This is a genomic window from Roseovarius aquimarinus (assembly GCF_043661195.1).
In the GTDB taxonomy this organism is placed as follows: domain Bacteria; phylum Pseudomonadota; class Alphaproteobacteria; order Rhodobacterales; family Rhodobacteraceae; genus Roseovarius; species Roseovarius aquimarinus.
Genome location: NZ_JBIHMM010000003.1, coordinates 165,363 through 182,365, shown reverse-complemented (window position 1 = coordinate 182,365; position 17,003 = coordinate 165,363). Strand labels below are relative to the sequence as shown.

General features: G+C 66.0%; 20 protein-coding genes and 1 tRNA gene. 12 read left to right on the top strand and 9 right to left on the bottom strand.

Annotation, left to right across the window (positions count from 1 at the left end):
• Positions 1-26: 26 nt before the first annotated feature.
• From ACGRVM_RS11495 to leuC, 3 genes are all read left to right on the top strand, one after another.
• Positions 27-524 (top strand): MarR family winged helix-turn-helix transcriptional regulator, encoded by a 498-nt coding sequence (locus tag ACGRVM_RS11495; protein WP_377171751.1) that lies wholly within the window; start codon positions 27-29, stop codon positions 522-524.
• On the top strand, positions 521-1,222 hold the full coding sequence (locus tag ACGRVM_RS11490) for a response regulator (RefSeq protein WP_377171749.1): 702 nt from the start codon (positions 521-523) through the stop codon (positions 1,220-1,222). The genes ACGRVM_RS11495 and ACGRVM_RS11490 overlap by 4 nt, the downstream gene beginning before the upstream one ends.
• Before the next feature lie 314 nt (positions 1,223-1,536).
• Positions 1,537-2,940 carry a 3-isopropylmalate dehydratase large subunit gene (gene leuC / locus ACGRVM_RS11485; protein ID WP_377171747.1) on the top strand — a complete coding sequence of 468 codons (1,404 nt, stop codon included), beginning with the start codon at positions 1,537-1,539 and terminating at the stop codon, positions 2,938-2,940.
• 17 nt (positions 2,941-2,957) lie between these two features.
• Here leuC and ACGRVM_RS11480 read toward each other — a convergent pair whose 3' ends face one another.
• Positions 2,958-3,170: a hypervirulence associated TUDOR domain-containing protein gene (locus ACGRVM_RS11480; protein WP_377171745.1), complete on the bottom strand. Its 213-nt coding sequence runs from the start codon at positions 3,168-3,170 to the stop codon at positions 2,958-2,960.
• Positions 3,171-3,257: 87 nt separating this feature from the next.
• On the opposite strand from ACGRVM_RS11480, the gene leuD reads away from it, so the two are divergent.
• The 3 genes from leuD (at position 3,258) to ACGRVM_RS11465 (ending at position 6,011) form a co-directional block, all read left to right on the top strand.
• Positions 3,258-3,863, top strand: coding sequence for a 3-isopropylmalate dehydratase small subunit (gene leuD / locus ACGRVM_RS11475; protein WP_377171743.1), 606 nt, complete (start codon positions 3,258-3,260; stop codon positions 3,861-3,863).
• A gap of 316 nt (positions 3,864-4,179) precedes the next feature.
• Positions 4,180-4,974: a hypothetical protein gene (locus ACGRVM_RS11470; RefSeq protein WP_377171741.1), complete on the top strand. Its 795-nt coding sequence runs from the start codon at positions 4,180-4,182 to the stop codon at positions 4,972-4,974.
• 20 nt (positions 4,975-4,994) lie between these two features.
• Positions 4,995-6,011 (top strand): endonuclease/exonuclease/phosphatase family protein, encoded by a 1,017-nt coding sequence (locus tag ACGRVM_RS11465; RefSeq protein ID WP_377171739.1) that lies wholly within the window; start codon positions 4,995-4,997, stop codon positions 6,009-6,011.
• Positions 6,012-6,017: 6 nt separating this feature from the next.
• Here the strand turns inward: ACGRVM_RS11465 and hemF are convergent, their stop codons facing one another.
• From hemF to ACGRVM_RS11435, 6 genes are all read right to left on the bottom strand, one after another.
• On the bottom strand, positions 6,018-6,908 hold the full coding sequence (gene hemF, locus ACGRVM_RS11460; RefSeq protein ID WP_377171737.1) for an oxygen-dependent coproporphyrinogen oxidase: 891 nt from the start codon (positions 6,906-6,908) through the stop codon (positions 6,018-6,020).
• A 21-nt stretch (positions 6,909-6,929) separates the two neighbouring features.
• Positions 6,930-7,730 carry an SDR family NAD(P)-dependent oxidoreductase gene (locus ACGRVM_RS11455; RefSeq protein ID WP_377171735.1) on the bottom strand — a complete coding sequence of 267 codons (801 nt, stop codon included), beginning with the start codon at positions 7,728-7,730 and terminating at the stop codon, positions 6,930-6,932.
• Between the two features lie 24 nt (positions 7,731-7,754).
• Positions 7,755-8,756: a class I SAM-dependent methyltransferase gene (locus ACGRVM_RS11450; RefSeq protein WP_377171733.1), complete on the bottom strand. Its 1,002-nt coding sequence runs from the start codon at positions 8,754-8,756 to the stop codon at positions 7,755-7,757.
• 5 nt (positions 8,757-8,761) lie between these two features.
• The gene (gene clpS / locus ACGRVM_RS11445) at positions 8,762-9,097 is read right to left on the bottom strand and encodes an ATP-dependent Clp protease adapter ClpS (protein WP_377172455.1); all 336 of its coding nucleotides are present in this window, start codon (positions 9,095-9,097) and stop codon (positions 8,762-8,764) included.
• A 110-nt stretch (positions 9,098-9,207) separates the two neighbouring features.
• A complete protein-coding gene (gene zapE / locus ACGRVM_RS11440; RefSeq protein WP_377171731.1) occupies positions 9,208-10,266 on the bottom strand; it encodes a cell division protein ZapE in 1,059 nt (352 codons plus the stop codon).
• Positions 10,267-10,306: 40 nt separating this feature from the next.
• The gene (locus ACGRVM_RS11435) at positions 10,307-10,750 is read right to left on the bottom strand and encodes an Lrp/AsnC family transcriptional regulator (protein WP_377171729.1); all 444 of its coding nucleotides are present in this window, start codon (positions 10,748-10,750) and stop codon (positions 10,307-10,309) included.
• An 82-nt stretch (positions 10,751-10,832) separates the two neighbouring features.
• Between ACGRVM_RS11435 and ACGRVM_RS11430 the strand changes: the two genes are divergently transcribed.
• Together ACGRVM_RS11430 and ACGRVM_RS11425 are read left to right on the top strand one after the other, a co-directional pair.
• A complete protein-coding gene (locus ACGRVM_RS11430) occupies positions 10,833-11,435 on the top strand; it encodes a LysE family translocator (RefSeq protein WP_377171727.1) in 603 nt (200 codons plus the stop codon).
• Positions 11,436-11,515: 80 nt separating this feature from the next.
• Positions 11,516-12,478 (top strand): acetyl-CoA carboxylase carboxyltransferase subunit alpha, encoded by a 963-nt coding sequence (locus ACGRVM_RS11425; RefSeq protein ID WP_377171725.1) that lies wholly within the window; start codon positions 11,516-11,518, stop codon positions 12,476-12,478.
• On the opposite strand, the gene ACGRVM_RS11420 is transcribed toward ACGRVM_RS11425, so the two are convergent.
• Both ACGRVM_RS11420 and ACGRVM_RS11415 read right to left on the bottom strand, forming a co-directional pair.
• Positions 12,475-13,122 carry a GntR family transcriptional regulator gene (locus ACGRVM_RS11420; RefSeq protein ID WP_377171723.1) on the bottom strand — a complete coding sequence of 216 codons (648 nt, stop codon included), beginning with the start codon at positions 13,120-13,122 and terminating at the stop codon, positions 12,475-12,477. The two genes, ACGRVM_RS11425 and ACGRVM_RS11420, sit on opposite strands and share 4 nt — an antisense overlap.
• 31 nt (positions 13,123-13,153) lie before the next feature.
• The gene (locus ACGRVM_RS11415; protein WP_377172454.1) at positions 13,154-13,834 is read right to left on the bottom strand and encodes a M48 family metallopeptidase; all 681 of its coding nucleotides are present in this window, start codon (positions 13,832-13,834) and stop codon (positions 13,154-13,156) included.
• 109 nt (positions 13,835-13,943) lie between these two features.
• Between ACGRVM_RS11415 and ACGRVM_RS11410 the strand changes: the two genes are divergently transcribed.
• From ACGRVM_RS11410 to ACGRVM_RS11395, 4 genes are all read left to right on the top strand, one after another.
• Complete coding sequence (locus ACGRVM_RS11410) at positions 13,944-14,267, top strand: TIGR02300 family protein (protein ID WP_377171721.1); 324 nt, start codon at positions 13,944-13,946, stop codon at positions 14,265-14,267.
• 84 nt (positions 14,268-14,351) lie between these two features.
• A tRNA-Ala gene (locus ACGRVM_RS11405) sits at positions 14,352-14,427 on the top strand.
• Between the two features lie 151 nt (positions 14,428-14,578).
• Complete coding sequence (locus ACGRVM_RS11400; protein WP_377171719.1) at positions 14,579-15,856, top strand: MFS transporter; 1,278 nt, start codon at positions 14,579-14,581, stop codon at positions 15,854-15,856.
• Between the two features lie 158 nt (positions 15,857-16,014).
• On the top strand, positions 16,015-16,965 hold the full coding sequence (locus tag ACGRVM_RS11395) for a TAXI family TRAP transporter solute-binding subunit (RefSeq protein WP_377171717.1): 951 nt from the start codon (positions 16,015-16,017) through the stop codon (positions 16,963-16,965).
• Positions 16,966-17,003 lie beyond the last annotated feature (38 nt).

The window sequence follows — 17,003 nt, the reverse complement described above, 5'->3', positions numbered from 1 at the left end:
ATTTCAAGAAGCGGGGGACGGACCACATGGCAGAGGCGCAAGGCGGCGAAGCGCTGCTCTTTCTGACCGACGAACAGCTCCAGCAGGGGATCGAGGCGATGTTCTTCGCCTATCAAGGCTTCACCGCCGATCCCGACCGCATCCTCGGAACCATGGCCTATGGGCGCGCCCATCACCGCGCGATCCATTTCATCGCGCGCAAGCCCGGCACGACCGTGACGAACCTGCTCGGCATCCTGGGCGTGACCAAGCAATCGCTGAACCGCGTGCTGCGCACCTTGGTCGAGGACGGGCTGGTAGCCAGCCGCGTCGGCAAGTCCGACAAGCGCGAGCGCAATCTCTATCTGACCGCCGAGGGCGCCGCGCTCGAGCGGAAGCTGAGCGATGCACAGCGCGCCCGGATGCGCGCGGCCTACCGTGCGGCGGGTCCGGGCGCCGTGGCGGGCTTTCGGCAGGTGCTCGAAGCCATGATGGATCCCGAGATGCGCCGCCGCTACCAAACACTGAAAGGCACGCAGTCATGAGCGATCCGGCCCCCCACCTCCTGATCGTCGACGATGACGAGCGCATTCGCGGCCTTTTGCGCAAATTCCTCGCGCGGTACGGCTTTCTGGTCTCGGTCGCGCGCGATGCCGCACATGCGCGCCGCGTGCTCGGCGGGCTGGAGTTCGACCTCATCGTCATGGACGTCATGATGCCCGGCGAGGACGGCGTCGCGCTCACCCGTGCCCTGCGCAAGACGCTCGCCACCCCGATCCTGCTGCTCACCGCCCGCGGCGAGACCGAGGACCGCATCAGCGGGCTCGAGGCGGGGGCGGACGATTACCTTCCCAAGCCGTTCGAGCCGAAGGAGCTGCTCTTGCGCATCAACGCGATCCTGCGCCGCATGCCCGAACCCGAGGTCGATGGCGCGGCGCCCAAGGTGCTCTCGCTCGGCCCCGTGCGCTACGACATGGAGCGCGCCGAGCTGACGAAGGGCGGCGAGCCGATCCGCCTGACAGCTACCGAAACCCAGCTCATGCGCATCTTTTCCCAAAGCCTGCGCCAGCCCGTCACGCGCTCGAAACTGGTCGAGGATCTGGGGCGCGACCGGGGGCAGGCGCAGGAGCGCGCCATCGACGTGCAGATCACCCGGCTTCGGCGCAAGATCGAGGCGGACCCGAAACAGCCCCGTTACCTGCAAACCGTGCGCGGCGAAGGGTACATGCTGGCGCCCGATTGAGCCGCCCGGGGGTTGGGCATCTGCCACCGGGACAAAGCCGACGCACAGCGCCCCCCCCCCCCGTTCTTCTTGCTGAAAATATCCTCGCCGAAGGCATCATCCGCCGGCGGCGGGCGGGCCGCCCTGAGATCGGCGCTCTTGCGAGACGCAGGCGCAGGTAGTATTCCGGCGGCATGAAAAAGATTATCGACATGGACGATCGCTCGCGCCTGCCCTGGCGGTTCTTCGGCGCGTCCCTGTCCGTGCTTGCGCACCTATGACAGGCATCTGCCTGCCCGCGACCTACACATTTCGAAACATATGGGAGAGGACCGATGTCCCCCAAGACGCTTTATGACAAGATCTGGGATGCGCATCTCGTGCACGAAGCCGAGGATGGCACCTGCCTTCTTTATATCGACCGCCACCTCGTTCACGAGGTGACGAGCCCGCAGGCCTTCGAGGGTCTGCGCATGACAGGGCGCACCGTGCGCGCGCCGGACAAGACGATCGCCGTGCCGGATCACAACGTGCCGACGACGCTCGACCGTGCCAAGGGGATCGAGAATCCCGAGAGCAAGATCCAGGTCGAGGCGCTCGACAAGAACGCCGCGGATTTCGGCATCCATTACTATCCCGTCTCGGACGTGCGGCAGGGCATCGTGCATATCGTCGGCCCCGAGCAGGGCTGGACCCTCCCCGGCATGACCGTGGTCTGCGGCGACAGCCATACCGCGACGCATGGCGCTTTCGGGGCGCTGGCGCATGGCATCGGCACCTCCGAGGTCGAGCACGTCCTTGCAACGCAGACGCTGATCCAGCGCAAGGGCAAGAACATGAAGGTCGAGATCACCGGCAAGCTCAGCCCCGGCGTGACCGCCAAGGATATCACCCTCAGCGTCATCGGCGAGACCGGCACGGCGGGCGGCACCGGCTATGTCATCGAATATTGCGGCGAGGCCATTCGCGATCTTTCCATGGAAGGGCGCATGACAGTCTGCAACATGGCCATCGAGGGCGGCGCGCGGGCGGGCCTGATCGCGCCGGACGAAAAGACGTTCGAGTATTGCATGGGCCGCCCCCATGCGCCGAAGGGCGCGCAGTGGGAAGCCGCGCTCGCCTGGTGGAAGACGCTCTATTCGGACGACGACGCGCATTGGGACAAGGTCGTCACGCTAAAGGGCGAGGATATCGCGCCGGTCGTGACTTGGGGCACCAGCCCCGAGGATGTTCTGCCGATCACGGCCAAGGTGCCCAGCCCCGAGGATTTCGCGGGCGGCAAGGTCGATGCGGCCAAGCGCGCGTTGGAATACATGGGCCTCACGGCCGGAACGCCGCTGAACGAGGTCGAGATCGACACCGTTTTCATCGGCTCCTGCACCAATGGCCGGATCGAGGATCTGCGGGCCGCTGCCGCGATCCTAAAGGGCAAGAAGATCAAGGACGGTCTGCGCGCCATGATCGTGCCCGGCTCGGGCCTCGTGCGGGCGCAGGCCGAGGAAGAGGGCCTTGCGGACATCTTCAAGGAGGCCGGTTTCGAGTGGCGCCTCGCGGGCTGTTCGATGTGCCTTGCGATGAACCCCGATCAGCTTTCGCCGGGCGAGCGCTGCGCCGCCACGTCGAACCGCAATTTCGAGGGCCGTCAGGGGCGCGGCGGACGCACGCATCTGATGAGCCCCGCGATGGCGGCGGCGGCGGCGATCACCGGCCGCCTCACCGATGTGCGCGAGATGATGTGATGGGCCGCGGCGCGCCCTCAGGACTTGCGCAGCTCGCTGTGCGATTTGAGAACCTCGTCACCGTCATCCTGCTCGATGCGGTAGGCGGGCTCGTCCTCGGACGCGTCGCGCGTCACTTCGGTGCCGTCGATCTTGAGCGTGATCTTCTGGGTATAGACCTTGGTCACCTCGCCGGTCCCGGTGCCGTTGCCCCAGTCCCACTCCACTTTCGTGCCTTCGCTATATGACATGATGTTTCCTCTCTGGGTGCTTCGCAGATGAACGCCCGCCGCCGAGTGCCGGTTCCGGCAGGCGGCACCCGACAAAAGGATAGACCGATGGAAAAATTCACCAAGATCAGCGGGATCGCGGCGCCCATGCCGATGATCAATATCGACACCGACATGATCATCCCCAAGCAGTTCCTCAAGACGATCAAGCGCTCGGGCCTCGGCGTCAATCTCTTCGACGAGATGCGCTATGACGATGACGGCAGGGAGATCCCCGATTTCGTGCTGAACAAGCCCGCCTATCGCGAGGCAGAGATCCTGATCGCGGGCGACAATTTCGGCTGCGGCTCCAGCCGCGAGCATGCGCCCTGGGCGATCAAGGATTTCGGCATCCGCTGCGTCATTGCGCCCAGCTTCGCCGATATCTTCTACAACAACTGCTTCAAGAACGGCATCCTGCCCATCGCCCTGCCGCAAGAGCAGGTGGATGTGCTGATGGCCGAGGCGCAGAAAGGCGCGAATGCGCGGATCGAGGTCGATCTCGAGGCGCAGACCGTGACCACCTCCGAAGGCGAGTCCATCGCCTTCGAAATCGACGCCTTCAAGAAGCATTGCCTGCTCGAAGGACTGGACGATATCGGCTTGACCATGGAGAAGGCCGCGGCGATCGACAGCTTCGAGGCCAAGGCGAGCGCCCAGCGCCCCTGGGTCTGACCGACCGCTCCTAGACGATCAGATACGCGCGCCACAATATTTTGTGGCGCGCACATTTCCTGCCGTTTTCCGCCCTCAAAATTGATGCAATCGCGCATCACTACTTTAACTCATGTCGCCAAGCATACGGAAAGGCGGCATGAATTCTTGAGCGCCAACCTAAAATGAGGCAAGACCAAGGCGTTATTGAGGCAAACCGCCATAATGAGCGGGATCAAGTTGGGACAACGTCGCGGCATCGTATCGCGGCAGGCCAAGTTGAAGGGAACGGGTTGTGGTATCACATGTCGCAGGCGCCGCCTTGCGCGCCTTATCGGTGGCTGTTCTGATCGCCCTACCATCGCTGATGGCGGATCACGGCGCGCAGGAAGGCAATCAGATCATTCTGCTGATCGCCTTCGTGGCGGGCATTCTCGTCTTCGCCGAGTATGTCGCCCATTCGCCCAGCATTCTCGAATTCCGTTATGCCGCGCCCTACAACCGCATCAAGTTCATCTCGCTGGCGATCGTGATCGTCGTGCTGTCGCTCATCGCGCGCGGCGGCTCGGATCCCGGCTCGCTCGCCATCCTGCTTGCCGATCTGGGGCGCGGCGTGGGCAATCTGCTGGACTTCCCCTATTCGCCGGTGCGGCAGATCATGCTGCTGCTGCCGCTCGATGCCTCCGAGCGCACGGTCGATTTCGTGCGGATCGCGGCAGGGCTGGCCTATGGCGGCTCGCTTTTCATCATCGTGCTCTTTCTCCTGATCGTGCGGTTTCTCGGCTGGCCGGTGCGGCGCGGCGCGTTCAACGTCTGGATGAACCTGCCGCTTTTCGATCCGACGCGCGGCAGCGACGTGGTGCAGAAGCTCCAGAAGGAAGCTGTCATTAACATTTCCTTAGGTTTCGTTCTGCCATTCTTGCTCCCGGTGGTCGTGGCGATCATGCAAGGTGCGCTCAACACGCATTCGGTGTTGCCCGACCAGACGATGATCTGGGTGATTTCGGGATGGGCCTTTCTTCCTGCCAGTCTGGTGATGCGCGGCATCGCGATGCATCGCGTGGCCGAGCTCATTTCGGCCAAGCGGCGGCGCGCTTATGCGCAGGCCGAGGAGTCGTTGCAGGCGGTCTGATCCTGCTCGGCATCCTGTGGATGATCGGCACCGCGCCCGCTTGGGGCGCGACGATGCGCTTCGCCACGTTCAACGCGGATCTTGCCCGCGATGGCCCTGGCCTTCTCTTGCGCGACATCCTGCGCGGCGACGATCAGGTGGAGGCCGCGGCGCGCGTGATCGCGCAAACGCGGGCTGATGTGATCCTTTTGCAGAATGTCGATTTCGATCTGGACCTGCTGGCCCTCGATGCGCTGCGGGGGCGCATCGCGGCGGCGGGGCTGGTCTATCCGCACATCTTCGCGCGCGCGCCGAATTCGGGGCGGCAGTCTGGCCGCGATCTCGACCGCGACGGGCGCTTGGGCGAGCCGGAGGATGCGCTGGGGCACGGCGCCTTTCTGGGACAGGGCGGCATGGCCCTCCTGTCGCGCTGGCCGATCGACAGCGACGGCGCGCGCGACATGAGCGATCTGCTCTGGCGCGATCTTCCCGGCGCGCTCTTGCCCGAGTTGGAGGGCGCGCCCTATTTCGATGCCGAGACGCTCGCGCTCCTGCCGCTCGCGGATGTCGGGCAATGGGCGGTCCCGGTTCTCCATCCCGAAGGGGCGGTGACGGTGCTGGCGTTTCATGCAAGCCCTCCGGTCTTCGATGGCCCGGAGGATCGGAACGGGCGACGCAACCACGATCAGCTTCGCTTCTGGTCCCACTTCCTCGACAGGCGCTTCGGTGCCGCGCCCGAGCGGCGCTTCGTGCTGATGGGGCATGCCAATCAGGATCCGAACCGCAGCGAGGGGATCAAGGACGGCATCCGCGCGCTGCTGGCCGATCCACGCCTGCGCGACGTGCGTCCCCTGCGCCCGAGCGGGTTGCCGCGCGAGGCGACGGTGCATTGGCCGAATGTGGAGCCGCCCAAGATGCGGGTCAGCTACGTTCTGCCCTCGCGGGATTGGCGGGTGACCGGATCGGGCGTCGTTTGGCCCGAGGAGGGAGAGTTGGCCGCGCTCGTCGCGGCGGCGAGCCGGCACCGCATCGTCTGGGTCGATCTCGTCATGCCCTGAGCGGCGTCAGATCCACTTGGCCAGAGGCGGCAGAGACATGAGCACCGCATTCGCATCGTGCCCGGTGGCGAGGCCGAATTTCGTGCCGCGGTCATAGACGAGGTTGTATTCCGCATAGAGGCCGCGATGCACGAGCTGCGCTTCCTTGTCGGCCTCGCTCCAGTCCTGAACGCGCCGCTTTTCGACGAGCGGCAGAAAGGCGGGCAGGAAGGCGCGGCCGATATCCTGCGTCAGCGCGAAATCCGCCTCCCAATCGCCGGTGTTGCGGTCGTCCATGAAAATGCCGCCAACACCGCGCGCACGGCCGCGATGCGGGATATAGAAATACTCGTCCGCCCACTCCTTGAGCCGGGGGTAGAGATCGCCGCCATGCGGATCGAGATGCGCGCGCTGCTGGCCGTGAAAATGCTCCGTGTCCTCGGCGTATTCGATGCAGGGGTTGAGGTCCGAGCCGCCGCCGAACCACCAGGCGTGCGGGGTCCAGAACATGCGCGTGTTCATATGCACCGCCGGGCAATGCGGGTTCTGCATATGCGCGACAAGGCTGATGCCGCTCGCCCAGAAGCTGGGATCGCTCTCCATGCCCGGCACGCCGCGCGCGGCCATCGCCTTCTGCGCGGCCTCGCCGAGCTGGCCGTAGACTTCGGAAACGTTGACGCCGACCTTCTCGAAAACGCGCCCGCCGCGCATCACGCTCATCAGGCCGCCGCCCGCGTCGCTGCCATCCTCGGCGCTGCGGCGCGTTTCGCTCACTTCGAAGCGGCCAGGCGCGGCATCGGCCAAGGGCCCGGTATCGTGGCTGTCCTCAAGCTCTTCGAAGGCGGCGACGATCTCGTCTCGCAAGCTGCGGAACCACGCGGCGGCGCGGCGCTTCTCGGTGGTGAAATCGTCGCTCATGCCTGTCCCTTTCCGTTTCGCCTAATGCGCCGGCGCCGTCACCGGATCGACGAGCGAGCGTCCGCCATCCAGCGTCATGATCTGGCCGGTCATGAACCCCGCGCCGTCGCTCGCCAGAAACTGCACCGCCTCGACCAGTTCGTTGCAGGCGGCGATCCGGCCCAGCGGCGTATGCTGCTCGATATCGGAGCGGTATTCATCGTGATCCTTCAGCGTCTCCTGCAAGGATCGACTCATGACCGAACCGAAGGCAAGCGCGTTGACGCGGATCCGGTGCGGCGCCAACGTCACGGCGAGCGAGCGCGTCATCTGGTCGATCGCCGCCGAGGATATGCCGTAGGCCAGCAGATCGGGATGCGCGCGTCCGGTCGCGATGGAGGAAAGGTTGATGATCGTGCCGCCTTGGGGCGTGTCCTGCCCTTCGGATTGCTTGATCATGCGCTTGGAAACGAGCTGGCTGAGGCGCAGGGCCGTCATCAGGTTCTGCTCGAGCAGCAGCTCCACCGCATCGTCATCGGGGTTGAGCGGATCGGACGTCACGACCTGCCGCGACGCGTTGACGAGAATGTCGATCGAATCGAACGCGTCGATGGTGGCGGAAAGGAGGTTAGCCAGCGTCAGCTTCTCGCGCAGATCGCCGGCGAAATAGCGGATCGGGCCGTCCTCGGGCTTGTCGCCCAGCTGTTCGACCAGCGTGTCCTCCTCCATGTCGGCGAACATCACGTTCGCCCCCTTGTCCGCGAGGTGGCGGCCGATGGCCAGACCGATGCCGTTGGCGCCGCCGGTGACGATGGCCGTCTTGCCGGATACCGAAAATGACATAGTGAGATCGTCCTTGTGAGGGGATTACGCCTTGCGCGTCTTGCGCATGGGGCGGCGGGCGTGAAGCAGCTTGAAGCGGGTGTCGCCGCCGGGCAGTTCCGAGACATCGGCGAAAAGGCCCGCCAGCGTCTGCTCGTAGGGCAGGTGCCGATTGGCCACCATCCAGAGCTGGCCCGAGGGCTTCAGCATCTCGGCGGCGGCGGCGATGAAGGCGCGGCCGAGTGCGGGGTCGGCCTTGCGGGCGGTATGAAAGGGCGGGTTCATCAGCACGGCGTCGGCAAGCGCGTCCGGGCGCCAGCGCAGCGCGTCTTCCCAATGGAATTGCGCGCGCGCATCGGCCACGTTCCGCCGCGCGCAGGCGAGTGCCACGTGATCGGCCTCGACCGCGTCGATCCGTGCGATCGCTTCCCGCTCGAGCGCGCGGTGGGTCAGATAGCCCCAGCCCGCGCCCAGATCGATCACATGCGCGCCCAGCGTTTCAGGCAATGCTTCGGCGAGGGCCTGCGAGGCCGGATCGATCCCATCGGCGGAAAAGACGCCCGGCGCGGTCACGAAGCCGCCCTCGATCTCGGCGGGCGCGCCCGCGCGCCAGCCCGGCAGCTCGGGCGCGGGGTCCATCCAGAAAAGCTTGCCATGCGCCTTGTTAATCGGTCCCGAGACGCCATCGGCCTGCTTGCGACAGGCCTTCATCGCCGATTCGATCCCGTCCGTCTTCTGCCCGTCGACGATCACCGGCCCATCGGTCACGTCCGCCGCCTCGGCGATCAGCGCGCGGGCGCGGTCCTTGGCACGGGGCATGCAGACCAGCGCAGCGCCGTACCGCCCCTCGGGCGCGGTGTTGCAGGCGTAGCCGAGCGCCTCGAAATAGTCGCTATCGGGTTTGGTGCCGGTGATGACGTGGCACAGATCGCGCGGCAGGGCCGACAGATCGCTGTCCACGGTCGGGGCGAAAACGGCGATGCGGGCGCCATCGGGCAAAACAAGGCCGCCGCCCTCCAGCGCCAAGGACAATCGGATGCCTGTCATGCAGTTTATTCCCGTTCCATCGTGCATTGCAGCGGGTGCTGGTGCTTGCGCGCGAAATCCATCACCTGCGCCACCTTGGTCTCGGCTATTTCGTGGCTGAAGACACCGACGACCGCGACGCCCTTCTTGTGGACGGTCAGCATGATCTCGAAGCTCTGGGCGCTGCTCAGACCGAAGAAGCGCTCGAGCACGGCGACCACGAATTCCATCGGGGTGTAATCGTCGTTGAGCAGAAGAACCTTGTAGAGGGGCGGGCGCTGCGTCTTGGGACGCGTCGCGACGACGACCGACGCGTCGCTGTCGTCGTCTCCCGTTCCGAGTGTCCAGTCCTGAAGTTTCATGCGGTCCATAAGTGCTTCGCTTGCCCAAGCTCGTCTGTGGATCAGGCCGTCTATATAGCGTTTGCAGCGAATTTTGAAAGGGGGTGCAAGGTGCCGTGCCGTCGCAGCGATCAGGCGGTGCCCCAGCCCTCGGATTGCATCTCGCGCAGGCGGCTTGCGGTGCGCTCGAACTCGAAACTGCCCTCGCCCTCGACATAGAGATATTCAGGCGTGGCGGCGGCCGAGCAGATCAGGCGGACCTTGGCCTCGTAGAGTGCGTCGATCAGCGTGACGAAGCGTTTCGCCTCGTTGAAGTTCTGGCGGCTCAGAAGCGGGATATCCTCGAGCACCAGCACCCGCGCGGCGTCGGCCAGGGCGAGATAATCGGCGGCGCCCAGCATGCGCCCGCAGAGGTGATAGAAGCTCGCCCGCGCGACGCCGTTGTGAAAGGCGGGAATCTCGACCTTGCGCTTCTGGACGGTCAAGGTATGCGGCTCGGCCTTGCCTTCGGTGAGGCTCTGCCAGACTTCCTCGATCTTCTCGCGGGCCTCGGCATCGTTCGGGGTGAAGTATGTGGGGCTGCCGGCGATGCGGTCCTGCCGGTAGTCGGTGGGCGAGGCGAGCTCGTGCACCACCATCTTTTCCTTGAGAAGCTCGATGAAGGGCAGAAAGAGCTGCCGGTTCAGGCCGTTCTTGTAGAGATCGTCCGGAACGCGGTTGGATGTCGTCACCACCACGACGCCCGCATCGAAAAGCGCCTGAAATAGGCGGCCCACGATCATCGCGTCGGTAATGTCGGTGATCTGCATCTCGTCGAAGGCCAGAAGGCGCACATCTTCGGCCACCTTGGCGGCGACGGGGGCGACGGCGTCCTCCTTGCCCTGCTGGCGGGCCGCGTGGATGCCGGCGTGGATCTCCTGCATGAAGGCATGGAAATGCACGCGCCGGTTCGGCACGTCGAGCGAGGCCGCGAACATGTCCATCAGCATGGATTTGCCGCGCCCGACGCCGCCCCACATGTAGAGGCCCTTCGGCGGCTCCGGTGCCTTGCGGAACCAGCCCTTGCGCTCCGGCTCGGCGAGGGCGGCGCGGATGCGCTCGAACTCGGGCAGGACGGCCTCCTGCGCGGGGTCGGCGGTGAGCGCGCCGGAATTGACCTTGTCGGCGTAGATGTCGGGCATCGTTTTCATGGGCGCTGGCATATCCTGCACATGGCGCCTTGGGAAGCCATCAGGCGCGCGCGTCCTTGGGCGAGCCCATGACCACGTAGGAGGTGATCGCGTTGACCTGCGGCAGAACGCCGATCACGTCGGTGTGGAAGGTCTTGTAGCTGGGCAGGTCCGCCACCTCGATCCGAAGAAGGTATTCGACCGAGCCGGTGATGTTGTGGCACTCGACCACTTCGGGCGCCGCGGCCATCGCGCGCTCGAACGCTTCCTGACTCGCCTTGGTGTGGCTGTTGAGCCCGACCGTGGCATAGGCGACGAAGCCGACGCCCATCGCGCCGCGATCGAGGACCGCGCGATAGCCCGCGATGATCCCGCGCCGCTCGAGATCCTGCACGCGGCGCAGGCAGGCGCTGGGCGAGAGGCCGCAGCGATCGGCCAGCGTGATGTTGCTGATCCGGCCGTCGCGGGAAAGCTCCTGCAATATTCGCTCGTTGATCTTGTCCATGGCGCGGGATAGTTGCGGATGTTTTTCGATTGCACAAGACAACGCAATTTCATTGCGGCATGATCTGAATAATGTTGCGCGCATGACACTCGATATCCTCATGGCGCTCGTCGCCTTCTGCTTCGTCGGGGTAATCACCCCCGGTCCGAACAACCTGATGCTGATGGCATCGGGCGCCAATTTCGGCTTTCGCCGCACGGTGCCGCATATGTTCGGTATCGGGATCGGTATGCCGGTGCTGACGCTGCTCGTCGGGATCGGGGTGATCCGCGTGTTCGAGGCCTATCCGGTCGTGCAGACCATCCTCACCGCGATCAGCGTGGCCTATCTTCTGTTCCTCGCGTGGAAGATCGCCAACGCGGCCCCGCCCCGCGAGGCGGGCGTCGAGGCGGCGGGCAAGCCGCTGACGTTCCTCCAAGCGGCGGCGTTTCAATGGGTGAACCCCAAGGCGTGGTTTATGGCGCTCTCGGCCATCACGCTTTATGCCGGCGGGCGCGAGCCGACGGCGATCCTCTGGGTCGCGGGCGCCTATTGCGCGGTCTCGTCGATCAGCACGACGACATGGACCGCGCTCGGCCTGCAAATGCGCCGTTTCCTCTCGACGCGGGGGCGGCTACGGGCGTTCAACTGGACGATGGCCGCGCTTCTGGTGGCGACGCTCATCCCGGTGCTGATGCCGCATTAGGGCGCGCCGTGCCCGGCAACCTGATTGCATTCGACGCGCGCCCCGGCCATATAACGCTGGCACCAGAGCGGAGCCGCGCAATGACCCAGTATCTCGACTTTGAAAAGCCCCTTGCCGAAATCGAAGGCAAGGCCGCCGAGCTTCGGGCGATGGCCCGCGCGGGCGAAGGCGTCGATGTCGAGGAAGAGGCCGCCGCGCTGGACAAGAAGGCGGCGAACATGCTCCGCGATCTCTACAAGGATCTGACGCCCTGGCGGAAGTGCCAGGTCGCGCGTCATCCCGAGCGTCCGCATTGCCGCGATTACATCGACGCGCTCTTCACCGAATACACGCCCCTCGCCGGGGATCGCAACTTCGCAGACGATCACGCCGTGATGGGCGGCCTCGCGCGGCTCGATGATCGGCCCGTGATGGTGATCGGCCATGAGAAGGGCAACGACACGAAGTCCCGGATCGAGCGCAATTTCGGCATGGCCCGGCCCGAAGGCTATCGCAAGGCGATCCGTCTGATGGAGATGGCGCACAAGTTCCGCCTGCCGGTCATCACGCTGGTCGACACGCCCGGCGCCTATCCCGGCAAGGGCGCCGAGGAGCGTGGCCAGTCCGAAGCGATCGCCCGCGCCACTGAAAAGTGCCTCCAGATCGGCGTGCCGCTGGTCAGCGTGGTGATCGGTGAGGGCGGATCGGGCGGTGCCGTCGCCTTCGCCAGCGCCAACCGCGTCGCCATGCTCGAGCATTCGATCTATTCGGTGATTTCGCCCGAGGGCTGTGCGTCGATCCTCTGGAAGGACGCCGAGAAGATGCGCGAGGCCGCCGAGGCGCTCCGCCTCACCGCGCAGGATCTCATCAAGCTGGGCGTGGCCGACCGCATCATCGACGAGCCGATGGGCGGCGCGCATCGCGACCCGAAAAAGGCGATCAGTGCCGTGCGCGCCGCGCTGGGCGAGATGCTCAAGGAGCTGGACGGCAAGGATGCGAGGGCCCTCGTGAAGGACCGCCGCGAGAAATTCCTCAACATGGGCTCCAAGGGGCTCGCGGCCTAACTCGCCAGCATCCGCAAACCTTGCGTCACGTCCGAGCGCACGGCGAGGCGCAGCGCAGGCTCGTCCCCGGCTTTCAGCGCGCCGATGATGAGGCGGTGGTAGGGCGGAGGCTCCTTCTGGCGCAGGCGGCCATAGAGCTTGCGCATCGTCGGCCCGAGTTGCAGCCAGACCGTCTCGGCCATCGCCAGCATCGCGGGAGCCTGCGCACGCAGGTAGAGCGTGCGATGAAACTCCAGATTGCGGCGGATATAGGCCACGGCGTCCTGCCGCGCGATATCCTCGGCGATGGCGGCGTTGATCGTGGTCAGCCGGTCGATCAGCGCGATATGCGCGCGGGGCAGCGCCCGGCTCGCCAGCTCGACCTCGAGCAGAGAGCGGAGCGCCGCCAGCTCCTCGATCCGGTCGTTGCTCAGCTCGGGCGTCGACACGCGGCCCGACTGGCTGAGCGTCAGTGCGCCCTCGGCGACAAGGCGGCGCAGCGCCTCGCGCGCGGGGGTCATCGACACGTCGAATTCCTTGCCGATGCCGCGCAGCGTGAGCGCCTGCCCCGGCGGGATCTGGCCGTGCATGATGCGCGTGCGCAGCCCGCGATAGACGCGGTCATGGGCGGCGGGCACGGGATCGGGGCGCGGATTCAGCAGCATGGTTCAGTTGTGATCACAAATCGCGCGCCCGTCAATCGAAGCGAAAGCGATGCAGTTCGGTCCCGTTCCGGCGCAGCCATTGGCGGTGCTCGGCATAGTCCGGCATCAGCCGCGCGACGGCGGCCCAGAAGGCGGGCGAGTGGTTCATCTGATCGAGATGGGCCACCTCATGCGCGGCCACATAGTCCAACACCTCGGGCGGCGCCATGATGAGCCGCCACGAATAGCTGAGCCCGGCGCTCGATGAGCAGGACCCCCAGCGCGAGCGCGTGTCGCGCAAGGTGAGCTTGCCATAGGGCCGGCCGAGCGCGGCGGCATATCTGTCGGAGGCGGTTGCCAGCCGGTCGCGCGCCAGCGTCTTGAGCCAAGCCTGAAGACGCGCGGGCTGTCCGCCCGGAACGATCAGCCTGTCTCCTTCGGCCGTGACGCGCTTGCCCGTGCCGGCCTCGATCCGCAGCATCTGCCCCTCGACCGGGATCAGTGCGCCGGGAATGGCTTGCACCTCGGCCTTGCGCGCCTCGAGATGACCCTGGAGCCAGTCCTGTTTCGAGCGGGCGAAATCGAGCGCCTCGCGCTCGGCCAGCCCGCGCGGCAGGGTCAGCGTGACCCGCCCGTCGGTGGCGGAAACCCGCAGGCTGATGCGCCGCGCGCGCGCCGATCTGCGCAGCGTCAGCGCGATCGGGGGGTTGCCGGGAAGGATGTGCTCGCCCATATGCGTGTCTGCCGCTGCGAATGCCTGTCTCAAAGGCTTTGACACCTTTGCATCGTTATGGCAGGTGGCGCAGATCGCATGCAAGGCACCATATTGAAAGGGACGCATCATGCCCAAGGAAGAATGGGGCGTCAAACGCCTGTGCCCGACGACGGGCCAGCGTTTCTACGACCTGAACAAGAATCCGATCGTCAGCCCCTACACGGGCGAGGTCGTCGAGCTGAACACCGGCAAGAGCCGGTCGATCAAGGCCGACGCCGAGGATGCGGAAACGAAGAAGATGAAGGACGCCAACACCGACGACGACGCGGTGCTGGACGATGACGACGACGTCGATGTCGATCTGGGCGATGATGTGCTCGAGGACGACGAAGACGAGGACGTCTCGCTGGACGACATCGCCGATGTCGCATCGGACGACGACGACAGCTGATCGCGCGGGGCCGGGCCGGATTTTTCGCTTGATCCCGCCCGGCGCTTTGCTTAATCAGCCCGAGCAGCCCGCGAGGGCCGCATCGGGGCCTTAGCTCAGCTGGGAGAGCGCCTGCATGGCATGCAGGAGGTCAGGGGTTCGATCCCCCTAGGCTCCACCAAATTCCCGACATGACATGATTTTTCAGCCGCCCTACTGCCCGTCGCGGCAGCGCGTCTCGTCGCGTCCACGGGCATCCGCCCCCGACCCCTCGCTTGCCGCCCATGGGCCTCGGTCCTACGTCCTTGCCGGTAGAGCAAGAGGTGCTTGTGATGAAAACCGGTTTCACCAAGGCGGCGTTCGGGCGGATCACGGACAGCGATCCCGATGATGTCGAAAAGGGCGAGGCGGCCAACGGCCTCGTGCATACCGTCTCGCTGGTCCTGACCAAGACGGCCGATGCGCTGATCGACCCCAAGCTCGTTCTGTCGTGGCTTCTGACCGCGCTCGGCGCGCCCGGGGCGATGATCGGCGCATTGGTTCCGGTGCGCGAATCGGGTGCGCTGTTGCCGCAGCTCGCCTTGGCGCGCGCCGTCGAGGCAAGCCCGCAGCGCAAGCGGTTCTGGGCGGTGGGGAGCGCGCTTCAGGGGCTCGCCGCGCTCGGGATCGCCGCCTCGGCCCTGCTGCTCGACGGGGCGTGGGCCGGCGGCGCCATCCTGGCTTGCCTCGCGCTTTTGGCGGTCGCGCGGTCCGCCTCCTCGGTCAGCTACAAGGACGCGCTCGCGCGGACGATCACCAAGACGCGCAGGGGCGCGATCACCGGGCTGGCGGCTTCGATCGCGGCGGTCTCCGTTTTCTTGGTCGGCCTCGTCATGTGGGCGGGGCTTTTCGAGGTGTCCGTCGCGCCCCTGGCCGGGATCATAGCGGTCGCCGGGGCCGCTTTCATCGCCGCGTCGCTCATCTTTCTGCGCCTCGACGAGCCGAAGGAGGTCGAGGAAGGCGAGGAGGACGACACGCTGGCGGCGCTCGTGCAGCCCATCCTGACGGACGCCCAGCTCAGGATCTTCGTCGCCTCGCGCGCGGCGCTGGCGGTGACCGCGCTGGCACCGCCCTTCATTGTGATGTTGACGGCTGCGTCGGGCCGCTCGGCGCTCAACGAGCTGGGACCGCTAGTGATGGCCTCGACGGCGGCGTCGGTGCTCGCCTCCTACATCTGGGGGCGCCTCTCGGACCGCTCGAGCCGCCAGACATTGATGGCCGCCGGGGCGCTCGGGGCCGCTGTTTTCGCCGCGGTCGGCGGTGTCGGCCTCGCGCTCGGTGGGCTTGGCGGCGCGCTCGGTGCTGCTGCAGCGATTTTCGCGGCGCAGATCGCGTACGAGGGCGTGCGGGCGGGGCGCAAGCTGCATCTGACGGACATGGCGGAGGATGCGTTCCGCGCGCGCTACACCGCGCTGTCGAATACGCTGATCGGGATCGCACTGCTTGCGGGCGGCCTCTTCGGGCTGGCGGCGGACGTGTTCGGACCCGCGCCGGTCCTTCTGCTCTTCGCCGCGATCGCGGCCCTCGGGGCGCTGCTCGCCACGCGGCTGAAGGAAGTCCAAGAAGACTAAGTCGGCGGCAGGCGAGCAAGATATTGCCCGCAATCGAGCAAAATTCTGCCCGCTATTTCGGCCCGGCCTTCGGTGGAGGCTTGCCCGGCGCGCGTGTTTCGCATTCCCTTCATTCGCCGCGCCCCGGGAGAGAGGGTGCGGCGCAATGGGAGGATACCATGAACAGATTCACAACCGCTCTGAGCGGCGCGATCGTCGCGGCCGCCAGCTTCACCTCCGGCGCCCAGGCGCAGGAATTCATCAACGTGCTGACCGGCGGCACCTCGGGCGTCTATTACCCGCTGGGCGCGGGCCTCGCCAATATCTACGGCGAGAAGATCGAAGGCGTGCGCACGCAGGTGCAATCGACCAAGGCAAGCGTCGAGAACCTGAACCTGCTCCAGGAAGGCCGGGGCGAGATCGCCTTCGCGCTGGGCGATTCTGTAGATGCCGCATGGCAGGGCGTCGAGGAGGCGGGCTTTCCGGCCAAGCTGGACCAGCTGCGCGGCATCGCGGCGATCTATCCGAACTACATTCAGGTGGTCGCCAGCGAAGAATCGGGCATCACCGATTTCGAAGGCCTGAAGGGCCGCAGCCTGTCGGTCGGCGCGCCGGCTTCGGGCACCGAGCTCAACGCGCGCGCGATCTTCGGCGCGATGGGCATGTCCTATGACGATCTGGGCAAGACCGAGTATCTTCCCTTCGCCGAATCGGTCGAACTCATCAAGAACCGCCAACTGGACGGCACGCTGCAATCGGCGGGCCTCGGTGTCGCGTCGATCCGCGATCTGTCCTCGGCGCTGCCGATCACCGTCGTGGCGATCCCGGCGTCGGTCGCGGAAACGCTGGGCGCGCCCTATATCGCGGCCACCATCCCGGCGAACACCTATGACGGGCAGACCGAAGACGTGCCGACCGTCGCGGTGTCGAACTACCTCGTCAGCCATGCGGGCGTGAGCGACGATACCGCCTATGCCATGACCAAGCTGCTTTTCGAGAATCTCGACACGCTCGAGGCCGCGCATCAGGCGGCGGCGCAGATCGACATGAAGAAGGCGCTCGACGGCATGCCGATCCCGCTGCATCCGGGCGCGGAGCGCTACTATCGCGAGCAGGGCCTCCTGCAATAAGCAGACCTGATCGCGCGCGCCATGACAGGGCGCGCGCA

What these genes read in the sequence shown, in the direction of transcription:
- ACGRVM_RS11415 (WP_377172454.1), bottom strand. Translation starts at nt 13,834, where the DNA reads ATGGGCGAGCACATCCTTCCCGGCAACCCCCCGATCGCGCTGACGCTG.
- ACGRVM_RS11425 (WP_377171725.1), top strand. Translation starts at nt 11,516, where the DNA reads ATGACCCAGTATCTCGACTTTGAAAAGCCCCTTGCCGAAATCGAAGGC.
- ACGRVM_RS11430 (WP_377171727.1), top strand. Translation starts at nt 10,833, where the DNA reads ATGACACTCGATATCCTCATGGCGCTCGTCGCCTTCTGCTTCGTCGGG.
- ACGRVM_RS11495 (WP_377171751.1), top strand. Translation starts at nt 27, where the DNA reads ATGGCAGAGGCGCAAGGCGGCGAAGCGCTGCTCTTTCTGACCGACGAA.
- ACGRVM_RS11410 (WP_377171721.1), top strand. Translation starts at nt 13,944, where the DNA reads ATGCCCAAGGAAGAATGGGGCGTCAAACGCCTGTGCCCGACGACGGGC.
- leuD (WP_377171743.1), top strand. Translation starts at nt 3,258, where the DNA reads ATGGAAAAATTCACCAAGATCAGCGGGATCGCGGCGCCCATGCCGATG.
- ACGRVM_RS11400 (WP_377171719.1), top strand. Translation starts at nt 14,579, where the DNA reads ATGAAAACCGGTTTCACCAAGGCGGCGTTCGGGCGGATCACGGACAGC.
- clpS (WP_377172455.1), bottom strand. Translation starts at nt 9,097, where the DNA reads ATGAAACTTCAGGACTGGACACTCGGAACGGGAGACGACGACAGCGAC.
- hemF (WP_377171737.1), bottom strand. Translation starts at nt 6,908, where the DNA reads ATGAGCGACGATTTCACCACCGAGAAGCGCCGCGCCGCCGCGTGGTTC.
- ACGRVM_RS11455 (WP_377171735.1), bottom strand. Translation starts at nt 7,730, where the DNA reads ATGTCATTTTCGGTATCCGGCAAGACGGCCATCGTCACCGGCGGCGCC.
- ACGRVM_RS11395 (WP_377171717.1), top strand. Translation starts at nt 16,015, where the DNA reads ATGAACAGATTCACAACCGCTCTGAGCGGCGCGATCGTCGCGGCCGCC.
- ACGRVM_RS11420 (WP_377171723.1), bottom strand. Translation starts at nt 13,122, where the DNA reads ATGCTGCTGAATCCGCGCCCCGATCCCGTGCCCGCCGCCCATGACCGC.
- ACGRVM_RS11435 (WP_377171729.1), bottom strand. Translation starts at nt 10,750, where the DNA reads ATGGACAAGATCAACGAGCGAATATTGCAGGAGCTTTCCCGCGACGGC.
- leuC (WP_377171747.1), top strand. Translation starts at nt 1,537, where the DNA reads ATGTCCCCCAAGACGCTTTATGACAAGATCTGGGATGCGCATCTCGTG.
- ACGRVM_RS11480 (WP_377171745.1), bottom strand. Translation starts at nt 3,170, where the DNA reads ATGTCATATAGCGAAGGCACGAAAGTGGAGTGGGACTGGGGCAACGGC.
- zapE (WP_377171731.1), bottom strand. Translation starts at nt 10,266, where the DNA reads ATGAAAACGATGCCCGACATCTACGCCGACAAGGTCAATTCCGGCGCG.
- ACGRVM_RS11465 (WP_377171739.1), top strand. Translation starts at nt 4,995, where the DNA reads ATGATCGGCACCGCGCCCGCTTGGGGCGCGACGATGCGCTTCGCCACG.
- ACGRVM_RS11490 (WP_377171749.1), top strand. Translation starts at nt 521, where the DNA reads ATGAGCGATCCGGCCCCCCACCTCCTGATCGTCGACGATGACGAGCGC.
- ACGRVM_RS11450 (WP_377171733.1), bottom strand. Translation starts at nt 8,756, where the DNA reads ATGACAGGCATCCGATTGTCCTTGGCGCTGGAGGGCGGCGGCCTTGTT.